Origin of the sequence: uncultured Kluyvera sp., from assembly GCF_902485085.1 — a bacterium.
Lineage (GTDB): Bacteria > Pseudomonadota > Gammaproteobacteria > Enterobacterales > Enterobacteriaceae > Kluyvera > Kluyvera ascorbata.
On the sequence record NZ_CABTJS010000124.1, the window covers coordinates 1 to 21,491 of the forward strand.

At 54.8% G+C, this 21,491-nt stretch carries 20 protein-coding genes; 3 read left to right on the forward strand and 17 right to left on the reverse strand.

What is annotated here, in order from left to right:
• Window positions 1-61 (reverse strand): hypothetical protein (locus RDN66_RS24320; protein WP_374044024.1); only part of this gene is annotated, 61 nt, incomplete at its 3' end.
• Between the two features lie 160 nt (window positions 62-221).
• Between RDN66_RS24320 and xseA the strand changes: the two genes are divergently transcribed.
• Window positions 222-1,598: an exodeoxyribonuclease VII large subunit gene (gene xseA, locus RDN66_RS14880; RefSeq protein WP_035891428.1), complete on the forward strand. Its 1,377-nt coding sequence runs from the start codon at window positions 222-224 to the stop codon at window positions 1,596-1,598.
• A gap of 124 nt (window positions 1,599-1,722) precedes the next feature.
• Here xseA and RDN66_RS14885 read toward each other — a convergent pair whose 3' ends face one another.
• The 4 genes from RDN66_RS14885 to RDN66_RS14900 all read right to left on the reverse strand — a co-directional run bounded on the left by RDN66_RS14885 (window position 1,723) and on the right by RDN66_RS14900 (window position 5,690).
• Complete coding sequence (locus RDN66_RS14885) at window positions 1,723-1,944, reverse strand: zinc ribbon domain-containing protein (RefSeq protein WP_035891425.1); 222 nt, start codon at window positions 1,942-1,944, stop codon at window positions 1,723-1,725.
• Window positions 1,945-1,995: 51 nt separating this feature from the next.
• Entirely contained in the window at window positions 1,996-3,087 is a 1,092-nt protein-coding gene (locus RDN66_RS14890; protein ID WP_202217450.1) for a Gfo/Idh/MocA family oxidoreductase, read from the reverse strand.
• A gap of 89 nt (window positions 3,088-3,176) precedes the next feature.
• Entirely contained in the window at window positions 3,177-4,358 is a 1,182-nt protein-coding gene (gene metC, locus RDN66_RS14895; protein ID WP_202217449.1) for a cystathionine beta-lyase, read from the reverse strand.
• Window positions 4,359-4,409: 51 nt separating this feature from the next.
• Entirely contained in the window at window positions 4,410-5,690 is a 1,281-nt protein-coding gene (locus tag RDN66_RS14900) for an amino acid permease (protein ID WP_308537951.1), read from the reverse strand.
• Window positions 5,691-6,073: 383 nt separating this feature from the next.
• On the opposite strand from RDN66_RS14900, the gene RDN66_RS14905 reads away from it, so the two are divergent.
• On the forward strand, window positions 6,074-7,051 hold the full coding sequence (locus RDN66_RS14905) for a LysR family transcriptional regulator (protein WP_308537952.1): 978 nt from the start codon (window positions 6,074-6,076) through the stop codon (window positions 7,049-7,051).
• A 4-nt stretch (window positions 7,052-7,055) separates the two neighbouring features.
• On the opposite strand, the gene RDN66_RS14910 is transcribed toward RDN66_RS14905, so the two are convergent.
• The 3 genes from RDN66_RS14910 to RDN66_RS14920 form a co-directional block, all read right to left on the reverse strand.
• Entirely contained in the window at window positions 7,056-7,301 is a 246-nt protein-coding gene (locus tag RDN66_RS14910) for a DUF2543 family protein (RefSeq protein ID WP_123650323.1), read from the reverse strand.
• A 45-nt stretch (window positions 7,302-7,346) separates the two neighbouring features.
• On the reverse strand, window positions 7,347-7,823 hold the full coding sequence (locus RDN66_RS14915; protein ID WP_035891411.1) for a cold-shock protein: 477 nt from the start codon (window positions 7,821-7,823) through the stop codon (window positions 7,347-7,349).
• A 156-nt stretch (window positions 7,824-7,979) separates the two neighbouring features.
• Entirely contained in the window at window positions 7,980-8,954 is a 975-nt protein-coding gene (locus tag RDN66_RS14920) for a GlxA family transcriptional regulator (RefSeq protein ID WP_202217447.1), read from the reverse strand.
• 111 nt (window positions 8,955-9,065) lie between these two features.
• Between RDN66_RS14920 and RDN66_RS14925 the strand changes: the two genes are divergently transcribed.
• A complete protein-coding gene (locus RDN66_RS14925; protein WP_308537953.1) occupies window positions 9,066-9,707 on the forward strand; it encodes an HD domain-containing protein in 642 nt (213 codons plus the stop codon).
• A gap of 112 nt (window positions 9,708-9,819) precedes the next feature.
• Here RDN66_RS14925 and der read toward each other — a convergent pair whose 3' ends face one another.
• From der to pbpC, 9 genes are all read right to left on the reverse strand, one after another.
• Window positions 9,820-11,295, reverse strand: coding sequence for a ribosome biogenesis GTPase Der (der, locus tag RDN66_RS14930; protein ID WP_035891400.1), 1,476 nt, complete (start codon window positions 11,293-11,295; stop codon window positions 9,820-9,822).
• 97 nt (window positions 11,296-11,392) lie between these two features.
• Window positions 11,393-12,571 (reverse strand): outer membrane protein assembly factor BamB, encoded by a 1,179-nt coding sequence (gene bamB, locus RDN66_RS14935; RefSeq protein ID WP_035891399.1) that lies wholly within the window; start codon window positions 12,569-12,571, stop codon window positions 11,393-11,395.
• 10 nt (window positions 12,572-12,581) lie between these two features.
• Entirely contained in the window at window positions 12,582-13,199 is a 618-nt protein-coding gene (locus tag RDN66_RS14940; RefSeq protein ID WP_035891397.1) for a YfgM family protein, read from the reverse strand.
• Between the two features lie 33 nt (window positions 13,200-13,232).
• Entirely contained in the window at window positions 13,233-14,507 is a 1,275-nt protein-coding gene (hisS, locus tag RDN66_RS14945; protein WP_035891394.1) for a histidine--tRNA ligase, read from the reverse strand.
• A 91-nt stretch (window positions 14,508-14,598) separates the two neighbouring features.
• On the reverse strand, window positions 14,599-15,717 hold the full coding sequence (ispG, locus tag RDN66_RS14950) for a flavodoxin-dependent (E)-4-hydroxy-3-methylbut-2-enyl-diphosphate synthase (RefSeq protein ID WP_035891392.1): 1,119 nt from the start codon (window positions 15,715-15,717) through the stop codon (window positions 14,599-14,601).
• A gap of 26 nt (window positions 15,718-15,743) precedes the next feature.
• Window positions 15,744-16,763, reverse strand: coding sequence for a cytoskeleton protein RodZ (gene rodZ, locus RDN66_RS14955; protein ID WP_202217445.1), 1,020 nt, complete (start codon window positions 16,761-16,763; stop codon window positions 15,744-15,746).
• Between the two features lie 277 nt (window positions 16,764-17,040).
• A complete protein-coding gene (locus tag RDN66_RS14960) occupies window positions 17,041-18,207 on the reverse strand; it encodes a bifunctional tRNA (adenosine(37)-C2)-methyltransferase TrmG/ribosomal RNA large subunit methyltransferase RlmN (protein ID WP_035891388.1) in 1,167 nt (388 codons plus the stop codon).
• Window positions 18,208-18,374: 167 nt separating this feature from the next.
• Window positions 18,375-18,806 (reverse strand): nucleoside-diphosphate kinase, encoded by a 432-nt coding sequence (gene ndk / locus RDN66_RS14965; protein WP_035891385.1) that lies wholly within the window; start codon window positions 18,804-18,806, stop codon window positions 18,375-18,377.
• Window positions 18,807-19,171: 365 nt separating this feature from the next.
• The gene (pbpC, locus tag RDN66_RS14970; RefSeq protein WP_202217444.1) at window positions 19,172-21,490 is read right to left on the reverse strand and encodes a peptidoglycan glycosyltransferase PbpC; all 2,319 of its coding nucleotides are present in this window, start codon (window positions 21,488-21,490) and stop codon (window positions 19,172-19,174) included.
• Window position 21,491: the final 1 nt, after the last annotated feature.

Below are 21,491 nucleotides of genomic sequence, written 5' to 3' on the forward strand. Positions count from 1 at the left end.
AATGAGCGGGAACGAGGAGGACGTCGTCAAACGTCAGGGCTTCTTTTGCGATACGTAGCATGGGCAATATCTCACCTGGGAGGTTATTAAATATTGCCGCGGCATTATACAGAGCGTAAGCGATTGCATCTACACTTTTTTGCAAAAAATGCTTGCGATCGCCCCCCGGCAGGTTACTATCGACTGAATAACCTGCTGATTTAGAATTTGATCCCGCTCACATGTTATCCTCACAAAGCCCCTCAATTTTTACCGTTAGCCGCCTTAACCAGACGGTGCGTCTACTGCTTGAGCAGGAGATGGGCCAGGTGTGGATTAGCGGCGAGATTTCAAACTTCACTCAACCTTCTTCTGGCCACTGGTACTTCACCTTAAAGGACGATAACGCCCAGGTGCGCTGCGCGATGTTCCGCAACAGCAACCGCCGCGTGACGTTCCGCCCTCAGCATGGGCAACAGGTGTTGGTCCGCGCCAATATTACGCTGTACGAACCGCGCGGTGATTATCAAATCATCGTCGAGAGCATGCAGCCAGCGGGCGAAGGGTTGTTGCAGCAGAAATACGAGCAGCTGAAGGCGAAGCTCCAGGCCGAAGGCCTCTTTGACCAACAGTTTAAACAGCCGCTCCCCTCACCGGCGCACTGCGTTGGGGTCATCACCTCGAAAACCGGGGCAGCGCTGCACGATATTCTGCACGTGCTGAAACGCCGCGATCCGTCGCTGCCGGTGGTGATTTACCCTACCGCCGTCCAGGGCGAAGATGCGCCGGGGCAAATCGTGCGCGCCATTGAGCTGGCCAACGCCCGCGGCGAATGCGACGTGCTGATCGTCGGGCGCGGCGGCGGCTCGTTGGAAGATTTATGGAGCTTTAACGACGAGCGCGTGGCGCGGGCTATTTTTGCCAGCCGTATTCCGGTGGTAAGCGCCGTCGGCCATGAAACCGACGTCACCATTGCTGATTTCGTTGGCGACCTACGCGCGCCGACGCCGTCCGCCGCAGCGGAAATCGTCAGCCGTAATCAGCAGGAGTTAGTCCGTCAGATCCAATCCGCTCAGCAGCGTCTCGGCATGGCGATGGACTACTATCTTGCCAACCGCAGTCGCCGCTTTACCCAGATGTTCCATCGCCTCCAGCAACAGCACCCGCAGCTGCGACTGGCGCGCCAGCAGACGACGCTAGAACGTCTTCGCCAGCGCATGAGCACGGCGCTGGAAAACCAGATGAAGCAGGCCAATCAGCGCCAGCAGCGGACGCTACAGCGTCTGAACCAGCAAAACCCGCAGCCGCGCATTCATCGCGCCCAATCGCGTATTCAGCAGCTGGAATATCGTCTGGCCGAGAATATTCGCGCGCGCCTCAGCGAGCAGCGCGAGCGCTTTGGCAATGCGGTTACACATCTGGAAGCCGTCAGCCCGCTAGCAACGCTTGCCCGTGGCTACAGCGTCACTACCGCCAGCGATGGCAAAGTGCTGAAGCAAACGAAGCAGGCGAAGGCGGGAGAAATGCTGACTACGCGTCTGGCAGACGGCTGGGTAGAAAGTGAAATCCGCACGGTCACCGCACAGAAGAAAACGCGAGCGCGTAAAAAAGCGTTGTAAGAGACCGATGATAAGGCCAATGCCTGATGGCGCTGCGCTTATCAGGCCTACCACCGGGCACAAACGCACGTAGGCCGGGTAAGGCGCAGCCGCCGCCCGGCATAAACGTGCTACCACCATAAAATTATTCGCCGACCGGCACCCACTCCACCCGCTTTTTCGATATCAGGCCGTGGCCGTTCTGGCAGAAGTAGTCCACCGCGCCGCAGGCTTTCAACACCTCCAGCGGTTTGTGGCATTCCGGGCAGCGCGCCTCCAGCGTAAAATCTTTCTCGCAGTGGTCGCAGTGTGCCTGGTTACCCAGCACCTCCAGCGAGGCCTGACAGGTTGGGCAGATGAATTCCATGACGACTCCTTAACGCGGTTCTTGTGCCACTATTTTACCACGACTCACCGCTCAGTGTTCCCCGCGTAGCTGCTGCTGGATACGTAAAAGCGTCTCCACTTCCGCCATGCGTCGCTGAGTGAGTTTTGCCACTTCATCCGGCGCGCGGAAAAACAGGCTGCGCTTGCCGAGGATTTGCTCTCCGAGACAGTGCGCATAAATGGCACCCGGTCGCGTCCAGCGCATCACGCTATCACCATCAATCAGCTCCACGCTTTCACCCCCGGGGGCACGAGTCTGGCTGATAATGCGCCCGTCGCGTAGATAAATACGGATCCCTTTGCGCTCAACGCCCGGCCCGGCGTATTTGTTCAGCCACAGGTTAACCGGAATATGACCCAGCGTGCCTTTGAGGTGCGCCTCCCCTTCCGCCGTTTCGGTATCGCCATGCGCGATAGGCCGCCCCAGCCGGTCTTTCACCTGTTCCGCCACCAGCTGAATTTCATCGCTACCGCCGAGATAGCGCACCGTCTCACGCATCATCGCCAGCACGTGGGTGCCGATATCGACAATCACGCCATCAGGATGGCGAAACTCACGGGTGTCGGGCTCGCCGGTGGTAAAGTTCAGGGCGATAGGCTCGCCTGCGGCATTAAAGCAGCTCGGCTCCAGCAGAAAGCCGTCGATGCTGACAATATCGTCCAGCGAAGTCACCAGCGGCGCAGCCACGCTTGCCGAATCCTCCGGCTGCCAGCGGTCATCCATTTTCCCCTGCGCCAGACACCACGCGCCATCGCGAGCCATCCAGTGGTCCAGCGCCAGCACGCGTCGGGCATTATCTTCATGGGCAAGACGTTGGCGCAGGCTATCAATTTGCGCAAGCGTGGCGGCGACCGGTTTCTCCACCACGATACGGGGAATATCAGAACGCAGCGCCTGCTCGAGCGCGGGCAGATGCTGCAACGAGACGGTGGTGATAAACAGCACATCAAGCGGTTTTTCCAGCAGCTCAGCCAGTGACACACAGGCGTTCACGCCCGGGAGCGTGCGCTGCGGATTCAGGTCGTATCCCCAAAGCGAGGAGATAGGGAATGACAATCGTGCTAGCGCAGGAAGATAGGCGGTTTCTACCACGGCGCCCAGGCCGATAAATCCAATATTCATAATTTCCGACTCACGTATAAGAAAACGACATTTAGCGCCATTATGCGTGAAGCGCCACCGTGAAGTATTGTCCGCGGTGGCGTATCGGGTTACACAACTGCACGTAATCGGGCAAAACCTTCGGCCAGATCGGTCTTCAGGTCATCCATATCTTCGAGGCCAATCTGAATGCGCAGCGTCAGCCCCCCCGGCTGCCAGGTGGTGGCGGTACGATAGTCAGCGCAGTTGAATGGAATCATCAGGCTTTCAAAGCCGCCCCACGAATATCCCATGCCGAAAATACCCATATGATCCAGCATGTTCGCCACGCCCGCTTTGGTAAATTCCGACTTAAGGACGAAAGAAAACAGCCCCGATGAACCGGTGAAATCACGCTTCCACAGTTCATGCCCCGGGCATTCCGGTAGCGCCGGGTGCAGTACCTTCATCACTTCAGGGCGTTCACTTAACCAGTGCGCCATCTCCAGACCGCGTTTTTCCGCCTCTTTCAGCCGCAGATGCATGGTGCGCAGGCCGCGTAGCGCCAGGAAGCAGTCTTCGGCGCCGGGCAGCATCGCCATCAGATCGTAGGTCTGGCGAAGCTTAGGCCACCAGCTTTCATTAGCCGACACCACCCCCATCAGCAGGTCGGAATGCCCACCGAGGTATTTCGTCCCCGCTTCCAGCGACAGGTCGCAGCCGTGTTCGTGGGCGCGGAAGAAAATCGGCGTCGCCCAGGTGTTATCGATAATGGTGGCAATATTGTGCTTTTTCGCCGCGCGGGTCATCGCCGGAACATCCTGAATCTCAAAGCTTTGCGAGCCCGGCGATTCCAGAAACAGCGTGGTGGTATTGGGCCGGAACAGGCTCTCAATCTCCGCGCCAATCAGCGGGTCATAGTAGGTGGTCTCAATGCCCATTTTGGTCAGCATCCCGGCGCAGAAATTGCGGGTTGGCCGATAAACGCTGTCGGGCATCAGCAGGTGATCGCCCGCTTTCAGGGTGGTCAAAAGCGATAGCGCAATCGCCCCCAGGCCAGACGGCGATAGCACCGTACCCGCCGCGCCCGCCAGCGCGCTCCAGGCATTTTCCAGGCTGGCAATGGTCGGCGTGCCCATCGTGCCGTAATTAAACTCGGCGCGATTATGCTCGAGATCGTTTACCGTCGGGAAAATCACCGTCGAGCCGCGATAGACCGGTACGTTCACGAACCCCGCCTGTTTGCTGGCATCCCGGCCAAGCTGGGTGATTTGGGTACTGATGTTAAAGTCGGATGTGGATCGATTACTCATGGATTACCTCATTAATTTCCCTGGTCGCGAAAACATCGTAACCACCGAACGTTACTCAAAGAACTTAAAGAAAGGCGATAAGCACAGCAAGATGCCGAAGAAAATGATGAACCAGACACCTACCCCTTTGAACTGATGCAGCACCTTCACCTTATAAACCAGATAGCAAGGGATCAGACAGGAAACCAGGCCAAATAGCGGACTCCCCAGTTGCATAAAGAACAGGATCGAAAAGCGCGTGGAGATCCAGACCCACAGCCCGAGAATCACCCCAATGCTGATGGCCACATGCAGCACCTTCTGGTTAATTTTTTCTTCTGGAATAAACCGGGTAATCACGTTAACAACGATCCCCTTGATGGCTTCCTGAAAACCGAGATAGATACCAAGAAACGCCGTCAGAATGGCAAAGATATTTAGCAGCGCGCTCATCACTTTAACGACTGAACCAGGAATAACCTGAGCTGCAATAGCAAGCGCCGAAATATTCTGTTCAAAAGCCGATACGGCCTGCTCGTGGCTAATGGCAAAGGTGAACGAAAAAGCAAAAAACAGTACCGCGACGGCCAGAATAATATAGGCCACTCGATTGGCGCGAATCGCCCGATAAGTCGCAATACGTTTATCGGCTTCTATCTTGCGATACGCGATATTCATTGGGCTTAATATCTGTACAAATAAAATAGAAAATAACGTAAAAGGTAGCGTCAGGAAAACGTCACGCATAAACTCCAGAACGGGCGGAAATGCGCTGATATTGCTGAAGTTCCAGTATGGCACCATCACCAAACCCAGCATCACGATAATACCGAACTTTACGCACACCATCGGGCCAGAAACCTTAAACAGCAGCTTTTCACCCTGCGAAGCAATGCAGACCAACACCGTCAGAATTATTAGCCCATACCAGATAGAATCAGACAGCAGTCCTTCCGTCAGGCCAAAGGTTTGAATATAAGATGCACTATCAAAACTTACCGCCAGCGAGTAAGAAAACATTCCGTGTAGCAGCATCAGGAAGTAGGCAATGCCTAAACCTATCCCCCAGTTTTTTCCCAGATACTGGGTGATGACGCTGGCGTAATCCTGGCAATCATCCGTTTCTGACAGCGTTTTCAGATAAAGACTCTGCAGGATGTAAATGGCGGGGTATGAAATTGCCACCGAAACAATAAAGACCCAAATCCCTTTAATACCCACCTGTACCGGCATAAAAACGATGCCAGAACCAATGGCCATACCAATGCAGAGAATCACCCAGCCAACATCATATTTCGTAAAGGGAATGGACTTATATAAATTATTAGATTTATTTTCGAGTATCTCAGCCATTATATGCATTCCTATTTATAAGTGTTATTTAGAATAGAAACTCAAAAAACCGTATTGATGTATCTGTCAGTACAAATGGTAGGGGATCTGATAGGGATAAAGAAAGGTCTGAACGGTGTTAATCACTAACAATACCTTTGCATTTAACGCAAAAATTGACGAGCCTCTCGCTTTTTATGAAAAAATAAATAACATCATTAAAAACAAAGCATTAAACCATAAAAAGATTCTATTTTTCTTTCCTGCTTCGTTCGGGTAAGGTAGCAGCTGACGGCGTTTTTTATTGCGCATAGCGAATAGATGGGGCGTCGAGTCATGTTTACTGTGATTGGCCTCAAATTTCAAAACCGTCACGGCTATAAATCGTTAAAAAAGGAATAGCGATGTCATCAAATAAAAATGCGGCACTCGCGAAATTAAAAATTGATAACTATTCCATTTTTCATCACCTGAAAACGTTTATCAAAGTGGTGGAATGCAATAGCTTTTCTGCAGCCGCACACAAGCTGAACCTGACCCCCTCTTCCGTGAGTCGCAGTATCAGCCAGCTTGAGGATCAGCTCGGTGTCGTGCTGTTAAAGCGAACCACCCGTACCCTAATTCTGACCGAGCCGGGGCAATATCTGCTGTTCCGCGCACAGCGCCTGTTAGAAGAGCTGGACGAGTCGTTGGCCAATATCGCCAGCTTCAACCATCACCCGCAGGGCAAGCTGCGCGTCACCTGCTCTATTGCCTTCGGCGTCTGCCATCTTATGCGAATTTATAGCGAATATCGCCAGGATAACCCGGACGTCACGCTCGGTGTCGATTTAAATGACCAGAACGTTAATCTTAACGAAGAAAATTTTGATATAGCCCTTAGGATTACCGCACACCCGCCGACCAATTTTGCATTGCGTAAAATCTGCAAAATTAACTGGGTGTACTGCGCCAGCCGGGACTATTTTGCGCGGTGCGGCATACCGCAAAGACTGGAAGATCTTGAGCAACAAGACTGTCTGATAAACCCCAATGTTTCCGATAACTGGCGCTATCAGAACGTCAATGGCAGCTTTAGCGCGCTAAAGGTGAAGAGCATAATCGAAGTGAACAGTACGCTCGGGCTACTTCATGCCGCGTTGCATCATCAGGGGATTGTCAGCCTGCCGACCTACATGCTGGGCGATTCAATCGCCAGAGGGGAACTGGTGCCTGTACTGACGGAATACAGCACACGGGAAAATGATTACAGCCTGTATGCACTGTATCATCCGGGGCATTACCAGGATCCCAAAGTCAGAAGTTTTATCGATTTTCTGGTCGAAAGCATCGGGGAAAACCCCGACTGGGATCGCTGGATGCAAAGCCCCGGAGAGGCGTAGCAAATTACTCGTTGCCCCACTCATTGAGGAAGTTGGCAATCTCATCAATGCGCTGGGCGCTGATACCGGCTTCAGTCGCCATCTCCTGCTGCGCTTCTTCGCTGATCTCTTCGTTGTTCATCAAACGGGTCAACAGCAGCTGGAAGTAATGCGCCAGTGCATCCAACTCAGACTCACCGACGGGCTTGGCTGATTCTGAGGCGTACTCTTCGGCAATATCGTAATACTTCAGTGGAATGTCATTATTCATACATCGCTCCTGGGGTTAGTCTCATTCTTCGACGCTGTACAGGTTTCAGACCTTCAGCATTTTCACCGTGGCTTCAATATCAATCTCATCTTCTGAGAAGATAAGCGTCGTGCCCTGGAAAGTGGTGATCGCCAGCTTCTTCAGCGTACGCATTTCACCCTTTTTCTCCGCCGATTTCGGCTTGATGCTGTTCATCAGAAGCCCCACGGACAGCACCGCATTCTCTTTATCAATCGGGGCATCGGCAGGTACTTCCTCGCTGTAAACCAGGAAGGATTTGATCGACGTGAGCTTGATACGCTCGCCCGCGATATAGATATGCTTGCTTTCCGGAATGACCTTCACCGCATAAGCAGACAGCCCTTTGTTATTCGTCGTGGGTTCGAAGGTCACCGCGGCATCTTTCTTAATCAGATCGGGGTTGGCAACCTTAATCACATGAAAATAGCGGTTATCGCCGTTTTCATCTTTGATAAACCCAAAACCTTTATCTTTAAACCAGGTTGTGATTGTTCCGTTCATCGACCTTACCGCCTACTTTAATCGTTTGTTGACTCAATTTTTGCAGCGCGCAGTGTAAAGCACAATGCGTGCACAAACTATGTCTTTGACTTAAGTCTGGGTGATAATTTTCAGCTACGCGAGCAAACTCCGTTATAAGCCACCGCTTAGGTACATTTATTCTGACCACGGCCGGGCCACATTCAACCGTCGGTACATCGAAGGCGTGATGCCGACGCGTTTGATAAAAGCCCTTCGCAGCACGTCGCTGCTGGAATATCCGCACTGGCTGGCGATGGTTTTCAGCGGCAGCGTGCCGCTTTCCAGCAGCATTTTCGCGCGGTCAATGCGCCCGGCCTCCAGCCACTCACCGGCAGCCATATTCATCTCCTGGCGAAAAAGCCGGCCCAGATGACGAGCACTCAGACCAATATGGTCGGCCATATCCTGCAGGTTCAGCACCGTTGCCAGATTCGCGAGCGTCCAGCGCTGTAAATCCTGGAACGCGTTGCGACCGGTCGTGGAGACTGCGCTGTGGCGTATAAAATGTCCCTGATTAACCGGGCGACGGAAAAACATCACCAGATTACAGGCAATCTCCTGCGCCACCTCGCGCCCCAAATCCTCTTCCACCAGTCGGATGGCTAAATCCATACCCGAAGTCACGCCCGCCGCCGTTCTGACCGGGCCGTCCGCGACATAGAGTGCATCCGCATCCACCTCAACGTCTGAAAACGTCGCCATAAAGCGGGAGGTCATGGCCCAGTGCGTGGTGATTTTACGCTGGGTCAGCAGCCCCGTTTGCGCTAATAGAAACGCGCCGGTACAGACGGAGCCATAGCGACGACTGTTTTCACAAAGTCTACGGATACGCGCGATTTGCTCATCGTTCAGCGTCTGCTGCCAGACTTCCGGCGCACCTGCCAGCAAAAACGTATCCGGCTGAAGTGCATCTGTGTCTGCCAATCGCGCGTTCGCCACCAGCTTCACGCCAGACGAGGCGCTAACCGTCGTCTCCTCCAGCGCGATAACGGCAAACTCATACACCTCGCGATGTAGGATCCGGTTAGCCTCAGCAAAGACATCCAGCGGGCCGGAAACGTCCAATAGCTGAACGCCAGGCACGGCAAGAAGGGCAATAACGCGTTTCATAAATGGGGGTGTCCTGATTCGATGCAATGTCTTAAATCGTCGTAAAACGACAATTCATGACATACAGAATGCCTTGTAAACTCCCCTTCAACAACCCGTGAGGAGGAAAATATGACTATCAACGTGCAAGGCATCCGTATTCCCGACAGCAAACTGGCCCGCGAAACCACTGAATTTATTCGCGATACCGAAAGCGATCTGCTGTTCCATCATTCCAGCCGCGTCTACTACTGGGGCGCAATGGCCGGTTTACGCCGCGAACTGAAGGTAGACCACGAGTTGCTGTATGTCGGCTGCATGTTCCATGATATTGGCCTGACACATGAGCACTGCAGCTGTGATAAACGTTTTGAAGTGGATGGCGCTAACGCCGCCCGCGCCTTCCTGGAAGGGCACGGCGTGGCACCTGCCGATATCGATAAAGTGTGGACGGCGATAGCGCTGCATACCACGCCGGGTATACCGGAATTTATGGCACCCGAAATTGCGCTGTTAACCGCCGGTGTAGAAATGGACGTGCTGGGTATCGGTTACGAGGAATTTAATGACGAGAGCCGTGAAGCCGTGGTTCAGCAGCACCCGCGCCTCGACAATTTTAAAGAGAACATCATCAACGCATTCTACGACGGTATTAAGGGCAAAACACAGACCACCTTCGGCAACGTAAAAGCAGACGTTATTGCCGACAAAGACCCAACGTTTGTACCCGGCAATTTCTGCAGCGTAAATCGTCAGTCGCGCTGGAAATCTTAGCGCGGGCAACGTGCGCTTTGACGCCGGATGGCGCTTTGCTTATCCGGCCTACAGCGACCATAAAAAAACCCGCTTCCGCGGGTTTTTGGCTACTCGACGCTGAAAGAATCGCTTATTTGCTCTTCTTGATGTGTCGAATCAGACGCTGACGCTTACGCATCTGGGTTGGCGTCAGCGTATTGCGTTTGTTCGCATACGGGTTCTCGCCTTCCTTGAACTGAATACGGATAGGCGTACCCATCACGTCCAGCGATTTGCGGAAGTAGTTCATCAGATAGCGCTTGTAGGAATCCGGCAGGTCTTTCACCTGGTTACCGTGGATAACCACAATCGGCGGGTTATAACCACCGGCGTGGGCATATTTCAGCTTCACGCGACGACCACGAACCAGCGGTGGCTGGTGATCTTCAGTCGCCATGGTCATGATGCGGGTCAGCAGCGCGGTACCGACGCGGCGGGTCGAGCTGTCATACGCTTCACGGATAGATTCGAACAGGTTACCTACGCCGCTGCCGTGCAGCGCGGAGATAAAGTGTACGCGAGCAAAGTCGATAAAGCCCAGACGGTAGTCCAGGGTCTCTTTCACCTGCTCTTTCACTTCCATGCTCAGGCCGTCCCACTTGTTGACGACGATAACAAGTGAGCGCCCACTATTGAGGATAAAGCCCAGCAGCGACAGGTCTTGATCGGAGATACCTTCACGAGCATCAATGACCAGCAGACAAACGTTAGCATCTTCAATGGCCTGCAGGGTTTTGATAACGGAGAATTTCTCAACCGTATCCGTTACCTTGCCGCGCTTACGCACACCTGCGGTATCAATAAGCACGTATTCACGCTCATCGCGCTCCATCGGGATATAGATACTGTCACGGGTAGTGCCCGGCATATCGTAAACCACCACGCGGTCTTCGCCGAGGATACGGTTAGTAAGCGTAGACTTACCTACGTTCGGGCGACCGACGATAGCGATTTTGATTGGCAAATCCTGCGGGTTGAAGTCGTCTTCCGGCTCTTCTACCCCTTCGCCATTTTCAGCGTCGAATTTCGCCCAATACTCGGCGTCTTCATCCACTTCTTCCGGCGGGTTGATGTCGTCAACGAACGGCAGCAGAACGGTTTCCAGCAGGGTGGTCACGCCACGGCCATGAGAGGCCGCAATCGCGTGGATTTCACCAAGGCCCAGCGACCAGAAGTCAGCAACGGCCTGATCCGGATCAATACCGTCCGTTTTGTTCGCCACCAGGAAGGTTGGCTTTTCACGAGCACGCAGATGTTTGGCAATACCTTCGTCCGCAGGCATCAGCCCCGCACGTGCATCAACCATAAACAGCACAACGTCGGCTTCTTCAATCGCCAACAGTGACTGCTCCGCCATGCGCGTTTCCACGCCCTCTTCCGTGCCATCGATACCGCCGGTATCGATACAGATAAACTCACGCCCTTCAACTTCAGCACGACCGTACTTACGGTCACGAGTCAGACCCGGGAAATCCGCAACCAGCGCATCACGAGTGCGCGTCAGGCGGTTAAAAAGCGTGGATTTTCCAACATTAGGGCGCCCGACAAGCGCGACCACAGGTACCATGTTAAAGCCTCATATACTCAAAATTTTGACAAAATCTATAAATAGCAAACGGCCCCTGAGCATTCAGGAGCCGTCCATTGCTGAATTAACGCCGGTGTTAACGCGTAATCGCGTAAACCGTACCGTCTTTCGCCTGAATCAGCAGTTTACCGTCGGCAACAACCGGGTCCGTCAGGAAGCCCGCGCTGTCAACTTTTTGCTGAGCCACGAAACGGCCATCTTCCGGGTTAATCCAGTGCATGTAGCCTTCTGCATCACCTACCACCAGGCTGCCATTATACAGCGCCGGAGAGGTCAGCAGACGGTGCAGCAGATCGCTCTGCGTCCACAGGGTCACGCCACCGTCGGTGGTCAGCGCCAGCAGACGGTCATTCTGGTCAACGATGTAGATACGGTCGCCGTCAACGATGAAGTCGTTCACCGAGCCCAGCTCGCGTTTCCACATAATCTGACCGCTACGCAGATCCAGCGCCGTCAGGTTACCATTGTAGGCTAACGCGTAGACAACGCCATTCACGATAACCGGAGTGGTATCCACATCGCTCAGACGGTCGATTTCGGTAGAGCCGGTAGCCTGAGAAATACGCTGCTGCCAGATCATTTGACCCTGCTGCATCAGTACCGCGCTCACGCGACCGTTATCGCCGCCAACAATCGCCGCGCCATAAGCAACAGCCGGTGCAGATTCGCCGCGCAGAGAGAGCGCAGGCATATCCAGGTTCACCGTCCATTTCACAACGCCGCTGTTTTCATCCAGCGCCTGCAGCTGACCGTTGCTGGTGTGAACCAGAACCAGGCCATCGCTGACGGTTGGACGAGAAAGCACTTCGCCTGCTGCCGTGGTTTTCCAGACAACAGCGCCGTCGCCCGCATCCAGCGCATAAACCTGCGCTTTTTCGCTGCCCACGTACACGTGGCCACCGGCAACGGTCAGGCCGCCGGAGAGCAGCGCTGGCTTACGAGAGAACCAGCCATCTTTTTCCGCCAGGTTAACGGACCACACTTCTTTCCCGTCATCCGCGTTCAACGCTTTCACGGTACCTTTACGGTCAGCCGCGTAAACCACGCTGTCCGCATAGGCCGGATGCAGGTTGGAGTAGAAATCACCGATACCGCTGCCGACGGAAACATCCCATGCGGTAGACGGCGTAAACTGGTTTTCTACGGTTGGCAGAGGAGACATTTTAACAACATCTTCTTCGCCGCTAAACAGTGAACAACCACTCAACAGAGTGACAGAAAGCAGTCCTGGCAAAAGTAATTTACGCAATTGCATCGGGTCCCTCTCAGACGGACAAATTATTAATTTTCATGCGCATCATTTCGCTCAGCGCGGGCGATGCATCGCTCTTAGCGCCAGCTTCCCACGCCGCACGTGCGCCCTGCTTGTCACCTTTACTGAGCAGGATTTCCCCGCGTAAATCAGCAACAATTGCCGTCCAGCCTTCGCCCTTCACGCCTTCCAGCGTTTTCAGAGCAACGTCAGGCTGCTTCAGCTGTAGCTGAACGCGCGCCAGACGCAGGCTGATAACGGATTTCAGATTATCATCAGATGCGGCTGCCAGGCCCTGCTGCAGCTGTTTTTCAGCCTGAGCAAGGTCGCTTTTGTCCACGAAGACCTGAGCCAGTTCCAGAGAGGCAAACGCACCATAGGTGTTTTTGGTCTCTGCGGCAAATTTCTGAGCCGCGGCCAGCGCTTCCGGTTTCCCTGAACTAAGAGAAGAAACGGCATTTTCGTAAGCCGCGGAAGATTCCCGGGCCGAGTCTACCTGATGGGAATTCCAGTAACGCCAGCCAACCAGCGCACCGATCCCTAAAATTACCCCAACGGCCAGCGCTTTGCCATTTTCAGCAAAGAAGCTTTTAAGCGCCTCAACCTGATCGTTTTCGTTATTTATTTCCACGCAGCCCTTCTCCTGATAATGATGTCCTGGAGATTAACCCAGAATAGTGCGCAAATGCGCGGCAACGCCTTCCTGCGTTACGGTTGTCTGCTCACCAGAGCGCAAATCCTTCACGACAACAGTGGCTTGCTCAACTTCTGACTCACCCAGAACCAGGGCAATACGTGCGCCCCATTTATCAGCACGCGCGAACTGTTTCTTAAAGTTGCCGCCGCCGTGGTTGGTCATCAGTTTTACACCCGGTAATGCATCACGCACCTGTTCTGCCAGACGCATTGCGGCTGACTGAGTATCGGTGCCTGAAGCAACCAGGTATATATCGACAACAGGATCTGCTTTAAATTCCGGATTAACTGCCTGAACTAATAAAACAAGACGTTCCAGACCCATCGCGAAGCCTACCGCAGGGGTAGCGCGGCCGCCTAACTGCTCAACCAGACCATCATAACGACCGCCGGCACACACGGTACCCTGCGAGCCGAGGCTGTTGGTAACCCATTCGAAAACGGTACGGTTGTAGTAGTCCAGGCCGCGAACCAGACGCTGGTTAACGGTGTAGGCGATACCGGCAGCATCAAGCTGTGCGCACAGGCCAGCAAAGTGCTCACGGGATTCTTCATCCAGATAGTCGCCAAGCGCAGGAGCGTCATTCAGCAGCGCCTGAACGTCTGCGTTTTTGGAATCCAGCACGCGCAGCGGGTTGCTGTACATACGACGTTTGCAGTCTTCATCCAGCACTTCAACGTGTTGCTCAAGGAAAGCGACCAGCGCGTCACGGTAGTTGGCTCGAGCTTCCAGAGAACCGATGGAGTTCAGCTCCAGATTCACGTGTTCAGAGATACCCAGCGCACGCCACCAGCGCGCAGTCAGCATAATCAGCTCTGCGTCGATGTCAGGGCCCTGCAGACCGAAGACTTCGCAACCCAGCTGATGGAACTGGCGATAACGTCCTTTCTGAGGGCGCTCGTGGCGGAACATCGGCCCGATGTACCACAGACGCTGCTCCTGATTGTACAGAAGACCATGTTCGATGCCGGCGCGTACACAGCCCGCAGTACCTTCCGGACGCAGCGTCAGGCTATCGCCATTGCGGTCTTCGAAGGTATACATCTCTTTTTCAACCACGTCGGTCACTTCACCGATAGCGCGTTTGAACAACGGGGTCTGCTCTACAATCGGCAAACGGATTTCGCTATAACCGTAGCTGCCGAGCACCTGCTTGAGTGTGCCTTCAATGCGCTGCCAGATGGCGGTTTCGCCAGGCAGATAATCGTTCATGCCGCGAATGGCTTGAATGTTTTTTGCCACGTTAATTCTCTTTATATATAAAAATGAACCCTCAGCGCGTTCAGCGCCTGGGGTTCAATCATACACAGGAAGCAAGCCGCTTCCCATCTCGTTATTTTTCAACCTGCTGAACGTCGATACGGCGCGCTTCATCAAGCACCGAGGCTTTCGCGCGGATTCTTGCTTCAAGCTGGCTAATCATATCGTCGTTATCAACGCGGTCTTTACGCACGCCGTCTTCGTACAGGCCGCTTTTTTTGTTGCCGCCGGTCACGCCCAGCGTCGACACCAGCGCTTCGCCAGGGCCGTTTACCACGCAGCCGATGATCGATACGTCCATCGGGGTGATGATATCTTCGAGACGCTGTTCCAGCGCGTTGACCGTCCCGATAACGTCAAATTCCTGACGTGAACAGGTTGGACAGGCGATGAAGTTGATCCCGCGCGCGCGGATGCGCAGTGATTTCAGAATATCGAAACCAACTTTGATCTCTTCAACCGGATCCGCCGCCAGCGAAACGCGCAGCGTATCGCCGATCCCTTCGGACAGCAGCAGACCAAGGCCAATCGCCGACTTCACGGAGCCGCTACGCAGGCCGCCCGCTTCGGTGATCCCAAGGTGCAGCGGTTGATCGATCTGTTTCGCCAACAGGCGATAAGATTCCACTGCCAGGAAAACGTCTGACGCTTTCACGCTGACTTTAAACTGATCGAAGTTCAGACGATCGAGGTGATCCACGTGACGCATGGCTGATTCCAGCAGCGCCTGCGGCGTAGGCTCGCCGTATTTTTCCTGCAGATCTTTTTCCAGCGACCCGGCGTTAACGCCGATACGGATAGGGATGTTTTTATCGCGAGCGCAGTCAACAACCATGCGAATACGCTCTTCGTTGCCGATGTTACCCGGGTTAATGCGCAGGCAGTCAACGCCGTACTCCGCCACTTTCAGGGCAATACGGTAGTCGAAGTGAATATCGGCAACCAGCGGGACGTTAACCTGCTGTTTGATAAGCTTGAAGGCTTCTGCAGCGTCCATCGTCGGTACGGATACGCGAACGATATCCGCCCCAACGCGTTCTAACGCCTTAATTTGATTAACCGTCGCTTCAACGTCTGTTGTGCGCGTATTGGTCATCGACTGTACGGCGATAGGAGCCCCATCGCCGATCGGCACGTTCCCAACGTAAATGCGTGTGGATTTTCTACGTTGAATTGGAGCCTGGTTGTGCATGAAAAATCTCCCGCATTACGCGTCTGTTATTGTGCTGGTGATTGTTCAGCACTCACGGTCAGGCGCGCAACCTGGTTAGTTCTGATAAAGCGGCTCAGATCGACAGGTTTACCCTGGTATTCAATCTGTACTGCGGCCGGTGCACCAATTTTCAGTTTGTAAGGTGCCTGACCGCTCAGGTTCAGGTTACCACCTTTACGCTGCAGGCCGCTGAACAGTTTCTTACCGGTAGCGTCGGTGACTTCCAGCCAGCAGTCGGCGGAGAAGTTCATCACTAGCGCGTTAGCATCAGCAACCGGGGCAGTTGTCTGAGCCGGGTCAGTTGGCAGTGCGCCCGGCGTAGCGGTCTGTGGTGCAGGAGTTGTGGTTTGCGCTACGGTACCGTCGACGTTAGCCTGAGACGGTGCCACAACGGCGTTATTCTGTGCTGTCGCTGCTGGTGCGGTAGTCGCAGATGATGCGGCATCCGTTGGTGCGGCGGTCGCGGTATCAGGTGCTGTTGCGGAATCAGCGGTTGTTGGAGCCTGGTTAGCATCCGCGCCGGTGTTCAGCGGGATATCCTGAGCGTCGCTGCCGTTCGCTTTCAGCTCAACGGAGGACTGATCGGCCATGGTGGTGATCTCTTCCTGCTGCGCTTTGTGGTTCTGCCACCACCAGGCGACGGTTAAACCGACCACCACGAACAGCACGAGCCAGGTAAAGCTCATCAGCCAGCCATCGCGTTTTTTGCGACGTTTACCCAAGGAGAAGGTCTGCATCGGTGCGACTTTCGCCGCGCGTACCGGCGCTTGCTTTTCCATCATCGGCAGCAGCTCTTCCTCGGGGATATGCACGAGGCGAGCGTAGGAACGGATATAACCACGCAAGAATGTTGAAGCGAGTTCAGCAGGCGCCTTATCTTCTTCAATATCACGAACGGTGGAAACCTTCAGGCACAAGCGTTCTGCAACGGCTTGCTGGCTGAGTCCGAGTTGTTCACGGGCATTACGCAAACGGACACCCGTGGTCTGTGCTTCTTGTTGGTCGTGGTTGGTTTCAGTATTCATTCGCTACAACTGCTGATTCGTGAAATTTAAGGTTCTGATGCGGAATCTTGCCCGCACCGCGAAACATCCGGTCGTGTGTTCGAACTGACAGACTGGCTGTCGGGTGTACCCTATCCAAAACAGCGTCAAAGGCAGTATTCACGCTGTAATTGCAACGCTACATACTGCCTCAATACTTGTCGAAACGCACCGTAATTATTAACCAGATCAGTACGTTTCGCCTAATCCTTAAGCACTTGACTCTACGTGCGCCCTTTCAGGCGCACGTCACGCTGAATTACAGCGCTTTTACTTCGATGGTTTCACCCTGCATACGCTTACGCATTGTACGCTTGGTACGGTCGATAACATCTCCGGCCAGCTGACCGCAGGCGGCATCAATGTCATCTCCGCGAGTTTTACGCACGATAGTGGTAAAACCGTAGCCCATCAACACCTTACAGAAACGGTCGATACGGCTGTTAGAGCTGCGACCATACGGCGCACCCGGGAACGGGTTCCACGGAATGAGGTTGATCTTGCACGGCGTATCTTTCAGCAGTGCAGCCAGCTCATGCGCATGCTCGGTACCGTCGTTTACGTGGTCAAGCATCACGTATTCGATGGTCACGCGGCCCTGATTGGCGTTGGACTTCGAAATGTAGCCACGAACGGATTCCAGGAACGTCGCGATATTGTACTTTTTGTTGATAGGTACAATTTCGTCACGGATGGTGTCGTTCGGTGCGTGCAGGGAAATAGCCAGCGCCACGTCAATCATGTCACCCAGTTTGTCCAGCGCAGGCACAACGCCTGAGGTAGACAGGGTAACGCGACGTTTAGAGAGACCAAAACCGAAATCGTCCAGCATGATTTCCATTGCTGGAACCACGTTGGTCAGGTTCAGCAGCGGTTCACCCATGCCCATCATCACCACGTTGGTGATAGGACGTACGCCGGTCGCTTTGACGGCACCGACGATTTTCGCCGCGCGCCAGACCTGGCCGATAATTTCCGATACCCGCAGGTTACGGTTAAAGCCCTGCTGAGCCGTAGAGCAGAATTTACACTCTAATGCACAACCGACCTGTGAAGAGACGCACAGGGTGGCGCGATCGTCTTCTGGAATATAAACGGTTTCAACGCGCTGATCGCCAACGGCAATCGCCCATTTGATGGTGCCGTCAGATGAACGCTGCTCTTCCACTACTTCCGGGGCGCGAATTTCAGCGACTTCTTTGAGCTTGCCGCGCAGGACTTTGTTGATGTCAGTCATTTCATCAAAGTCGTCGCAGCAGTAGTGGTACATCCACTTCATCACCTGGTCGGCGCGGAAGGGTTTTTCGCCTAAGTCTTTAAAAAACTCGCGCATCTGCGGACGGCTAAGATCCAGCAGGTTAATTTTTCCATCTTTGTTGGGAACCGCCGGGATGGCGCTCTCAGGCGTGACAATTTGTTCAGACATTTTCTATTCCGGCCTCGTTGTTACACGTTATGGCCCCTGGAGGGTTGATAAAAAGAAGCGCCCCAGGAAAGCGGTCTGCTCGTCCGGGGGCGCTGCATTGTACAAATTCTGGCGCACGGATGCCACGTCTGCACGCGGCATTCGCTAAATAAAGTGTAAACGTGCCCTTAGCGGGTACGTGGGCACACTTCGCCTTCTGCGAAGAAGAAAGCGATTTCGCGCGCGGCGGATTCTACGGAGTCAGAACCGTGGGTGCCGTTTTCGGTGAAGCTGTCCGCGTAGTCAGCACGCAGCGTGCCAGCCAGCGCGTTGTCTGGGTTGGTTGCGCCCAGCAGGTCACGGTGACGCTGAACGGCGTTTTCGCCTTCCAGTACGGAAACCACGATTGGGCCGGAGGTCATGAACTCAACCAGACCGTCGAAGAATGGACGACCATCGTGCTCAGCGTAGAAGCCACGAGCCTGCTCAACGGTCAGGTGCAGCATTTTGGTGCCAACAATCTTAAACCCTGCTGATTCAAAGCGAGAGAAGATGCTGCCAATAACGTTTTTTGCCACCGCGTTTGGTTTGATGATGGAAAAAGTACGTTCAATAGCCATGATTACCTCTAGTAATAAAATTTTATACTCTAAATACTTCGAGCGGCAGGAAGGCGGCAAACGAGAGAATCCCGAATCGCTTACTTAAGTAAGCGATTCGGGTGAACGAGTGCAGCCAACGCACATGCAGCTTGAAGTATGACGAGTATGTTCTGTTGTCGTGCATACATATCAGTTGTATGACCTGGCGCGGATTATAAAGACCGGATGCGTCGTTGCCTATGGATGAAGGTAACATTTTTTTAAAATAAAACACTTTTAAGCAACACATTTTGTAACAAGACCGGTTTGGCTATTGTGCGCCTGTTTTTGCCCGATGGCGCTACGCTTATCGGGCCTGCTGGCAGGGATAAGCGTAACGTCACTCACTGTAGCGTAAAATTCACCACCGACGTCTGCCCCGCTTCATCCATCACCACCAGTTGATAAGCCGCCGGGTCTGTCAGCGTTAACGTCAGACTATCGCCAGCACTCGCCTGCGGTTCACCGTTGAGGAACCACCAGCGTCGCCCTTCCCCACCGCTTGCCTGCAGCACGACTTTTGCGCTCGGCTCACCGGGCAAACGTCGAATCACCGCATCTTCACGAATACCGGAAAGCATCAGCGGGGCGGCATTCTGCAATTGGCGCGGCGGGCAACTCGTCGAAACCGGCGGCAGTCGCGCGGCGCGGCGCTCTCCGGCGGGCAGCCACGGCTCCAGCGGCAGCGGCCAGACGTCGAGCGTGATTTCACGGGCGTCAGGACAATCCGCCGCGACGCGCTTACCTTCAGCGTCCAGCCACAGCGGGAAACGAATTCCCTGCATGCCTTCTTGCTCCGGCAGCAGCAGCGTCGGCGGCAGGCTGTTATCCAGCACCCAGGTGGACAGCCGTCGGCGGCAGTTACTATCTCCAGCCGGCAAGGGTTGCCCACCTGGCCAGCAAATCTCCGCCGAGCTTACCGATGCAGGGCGTGGGTCGCGGCCTTCCTGCTGGCGCGTAGTGCTGGCCAGCAGCAGGTTACTCACCTGATTGAGCAGCGGAATCGCGCTGGCAAAACCAAACTGCCCGGCTACCGGCGTGCCGTCCGGCCTGCCCGTCCAGATACCAATGCTATAGCGAGCGTTTACGCCGATGGCCCACGCATCGCGATAGCCATAGCTGGTACCGGTTTTCCATGCCAGCGGCACGACCTGCGGTAATGAGGCATCGGGTACCGGCTGGGCTTCTCCGGCAAGAATGCGGCGAATAATCCACGCCGCCCCCGCAGAGAGCAAGGGGCGCTCTACCAACGGATCGCTGGCCAGCAGGCGCAGTTTGCCCACTTTGCCATGACGGGCGAAGGCGCTATAGGCGGCGGTAATATCCGCAAGCCTTGCCCCCGAGCCACCAAGAATCAGCGACAAGTTTGGCTCCGCGCCCGCAGGCAAAATCAGCGGCAGCCCGGCATTACGCAAGCGAGCAGCGAACTGCTTAGGCCCGTAGGCATCCAGCACCTGCACCGCCGGAAGATTCAATGAACGCACCAGCGCATCGCTCATGCTTACCGGGCCGTGAAAACCGCTGTCAAAATTGCCGGGTCGGTAGTCACCTACTCGCCGTGGCACATCCTGCAACAGCGAAGCCGGGTGGATCAACGCGCTGTCGAGCGCCATGCCGTATAAAAACGGTTTCAGCACCGAACCCGGCGAGCGAACCGCCGTCACCATATCGACATGACCAAACCGGCTGTCATCGGAGATATCCACTGAGCCCACCCAGCCGCGCACTTTCATGTCTCGGTTATCCACCACCACTATCGCGAGCGAACTACGCGGCGGCAGGCGCGATTTCCAGTTCAGAGCCATCTCTTCAAGCTGGCGCTGCAACCCGGCATTCAGAGTCGTGACCACTTTCTCATCCCGACTGCGGGCCAGCATATGGCGTGAAAAGAGCGGTGCAAGCTGCGGCATTTGCCGCGGAAACAGCCAGACCGGCTCCTCTTTCGCCTCTTTCACCACCTCGGCCGACCAGACCTGCTGCACTAGCATGCGGTCCAGCACTTTATTACGCGCCGCCTGAGCGCGAGCGGGCCAGCGGTCCGGGCGCAGGCGACTCGGTGCCTGTGGCAACACCGCCAGCAGTGCGGCATCGGCGTAGCTCAACTGGGCGGGAGGTTTGCCAAGATAGGCCCAACTTGCCGCACCAATACCCTGTAGCGTGCCGCCAAACGGGGCACGATTGAGGTAAAGGGTAAGGATGTCTCGTTTGGAGAGGTGCCATTCCAGCTGCATCGCGCGCCAGAGCTGACGAAATTTACCGCCAAAGGTTCGCGGGTGTGGGTCGAGCAAGCGCGCGACCTGCATGGTCAGGGTGCTGCCGCCGGACACTACGCGCCCCGAAGTCACATCCTGCCAGGCCGCACGCGCAATAGATAATGGATTCACGCCGGGATGATCCCAGAACCAGCGGTCTTCATACTGAATGAGAGCATCAAGATAGCGCGGCGACACCTCTTCGATAGTCACCGGATAGCGCCAGATCCCCTGCGCATCGGCAAAACGCCACAGCGGGCTGCCGTCCTCCGCCACTACTACCCGAGCGGGGGTGACCTCATGGAGCGGCAACGGCCAGAGTTTATCCGCCAGCACAACGACAGCGCACAACAACACGACCGCCCCGGCTAGCCATCGCCAGACGGGGCGTTTAATCCAGGCAAGACGCATC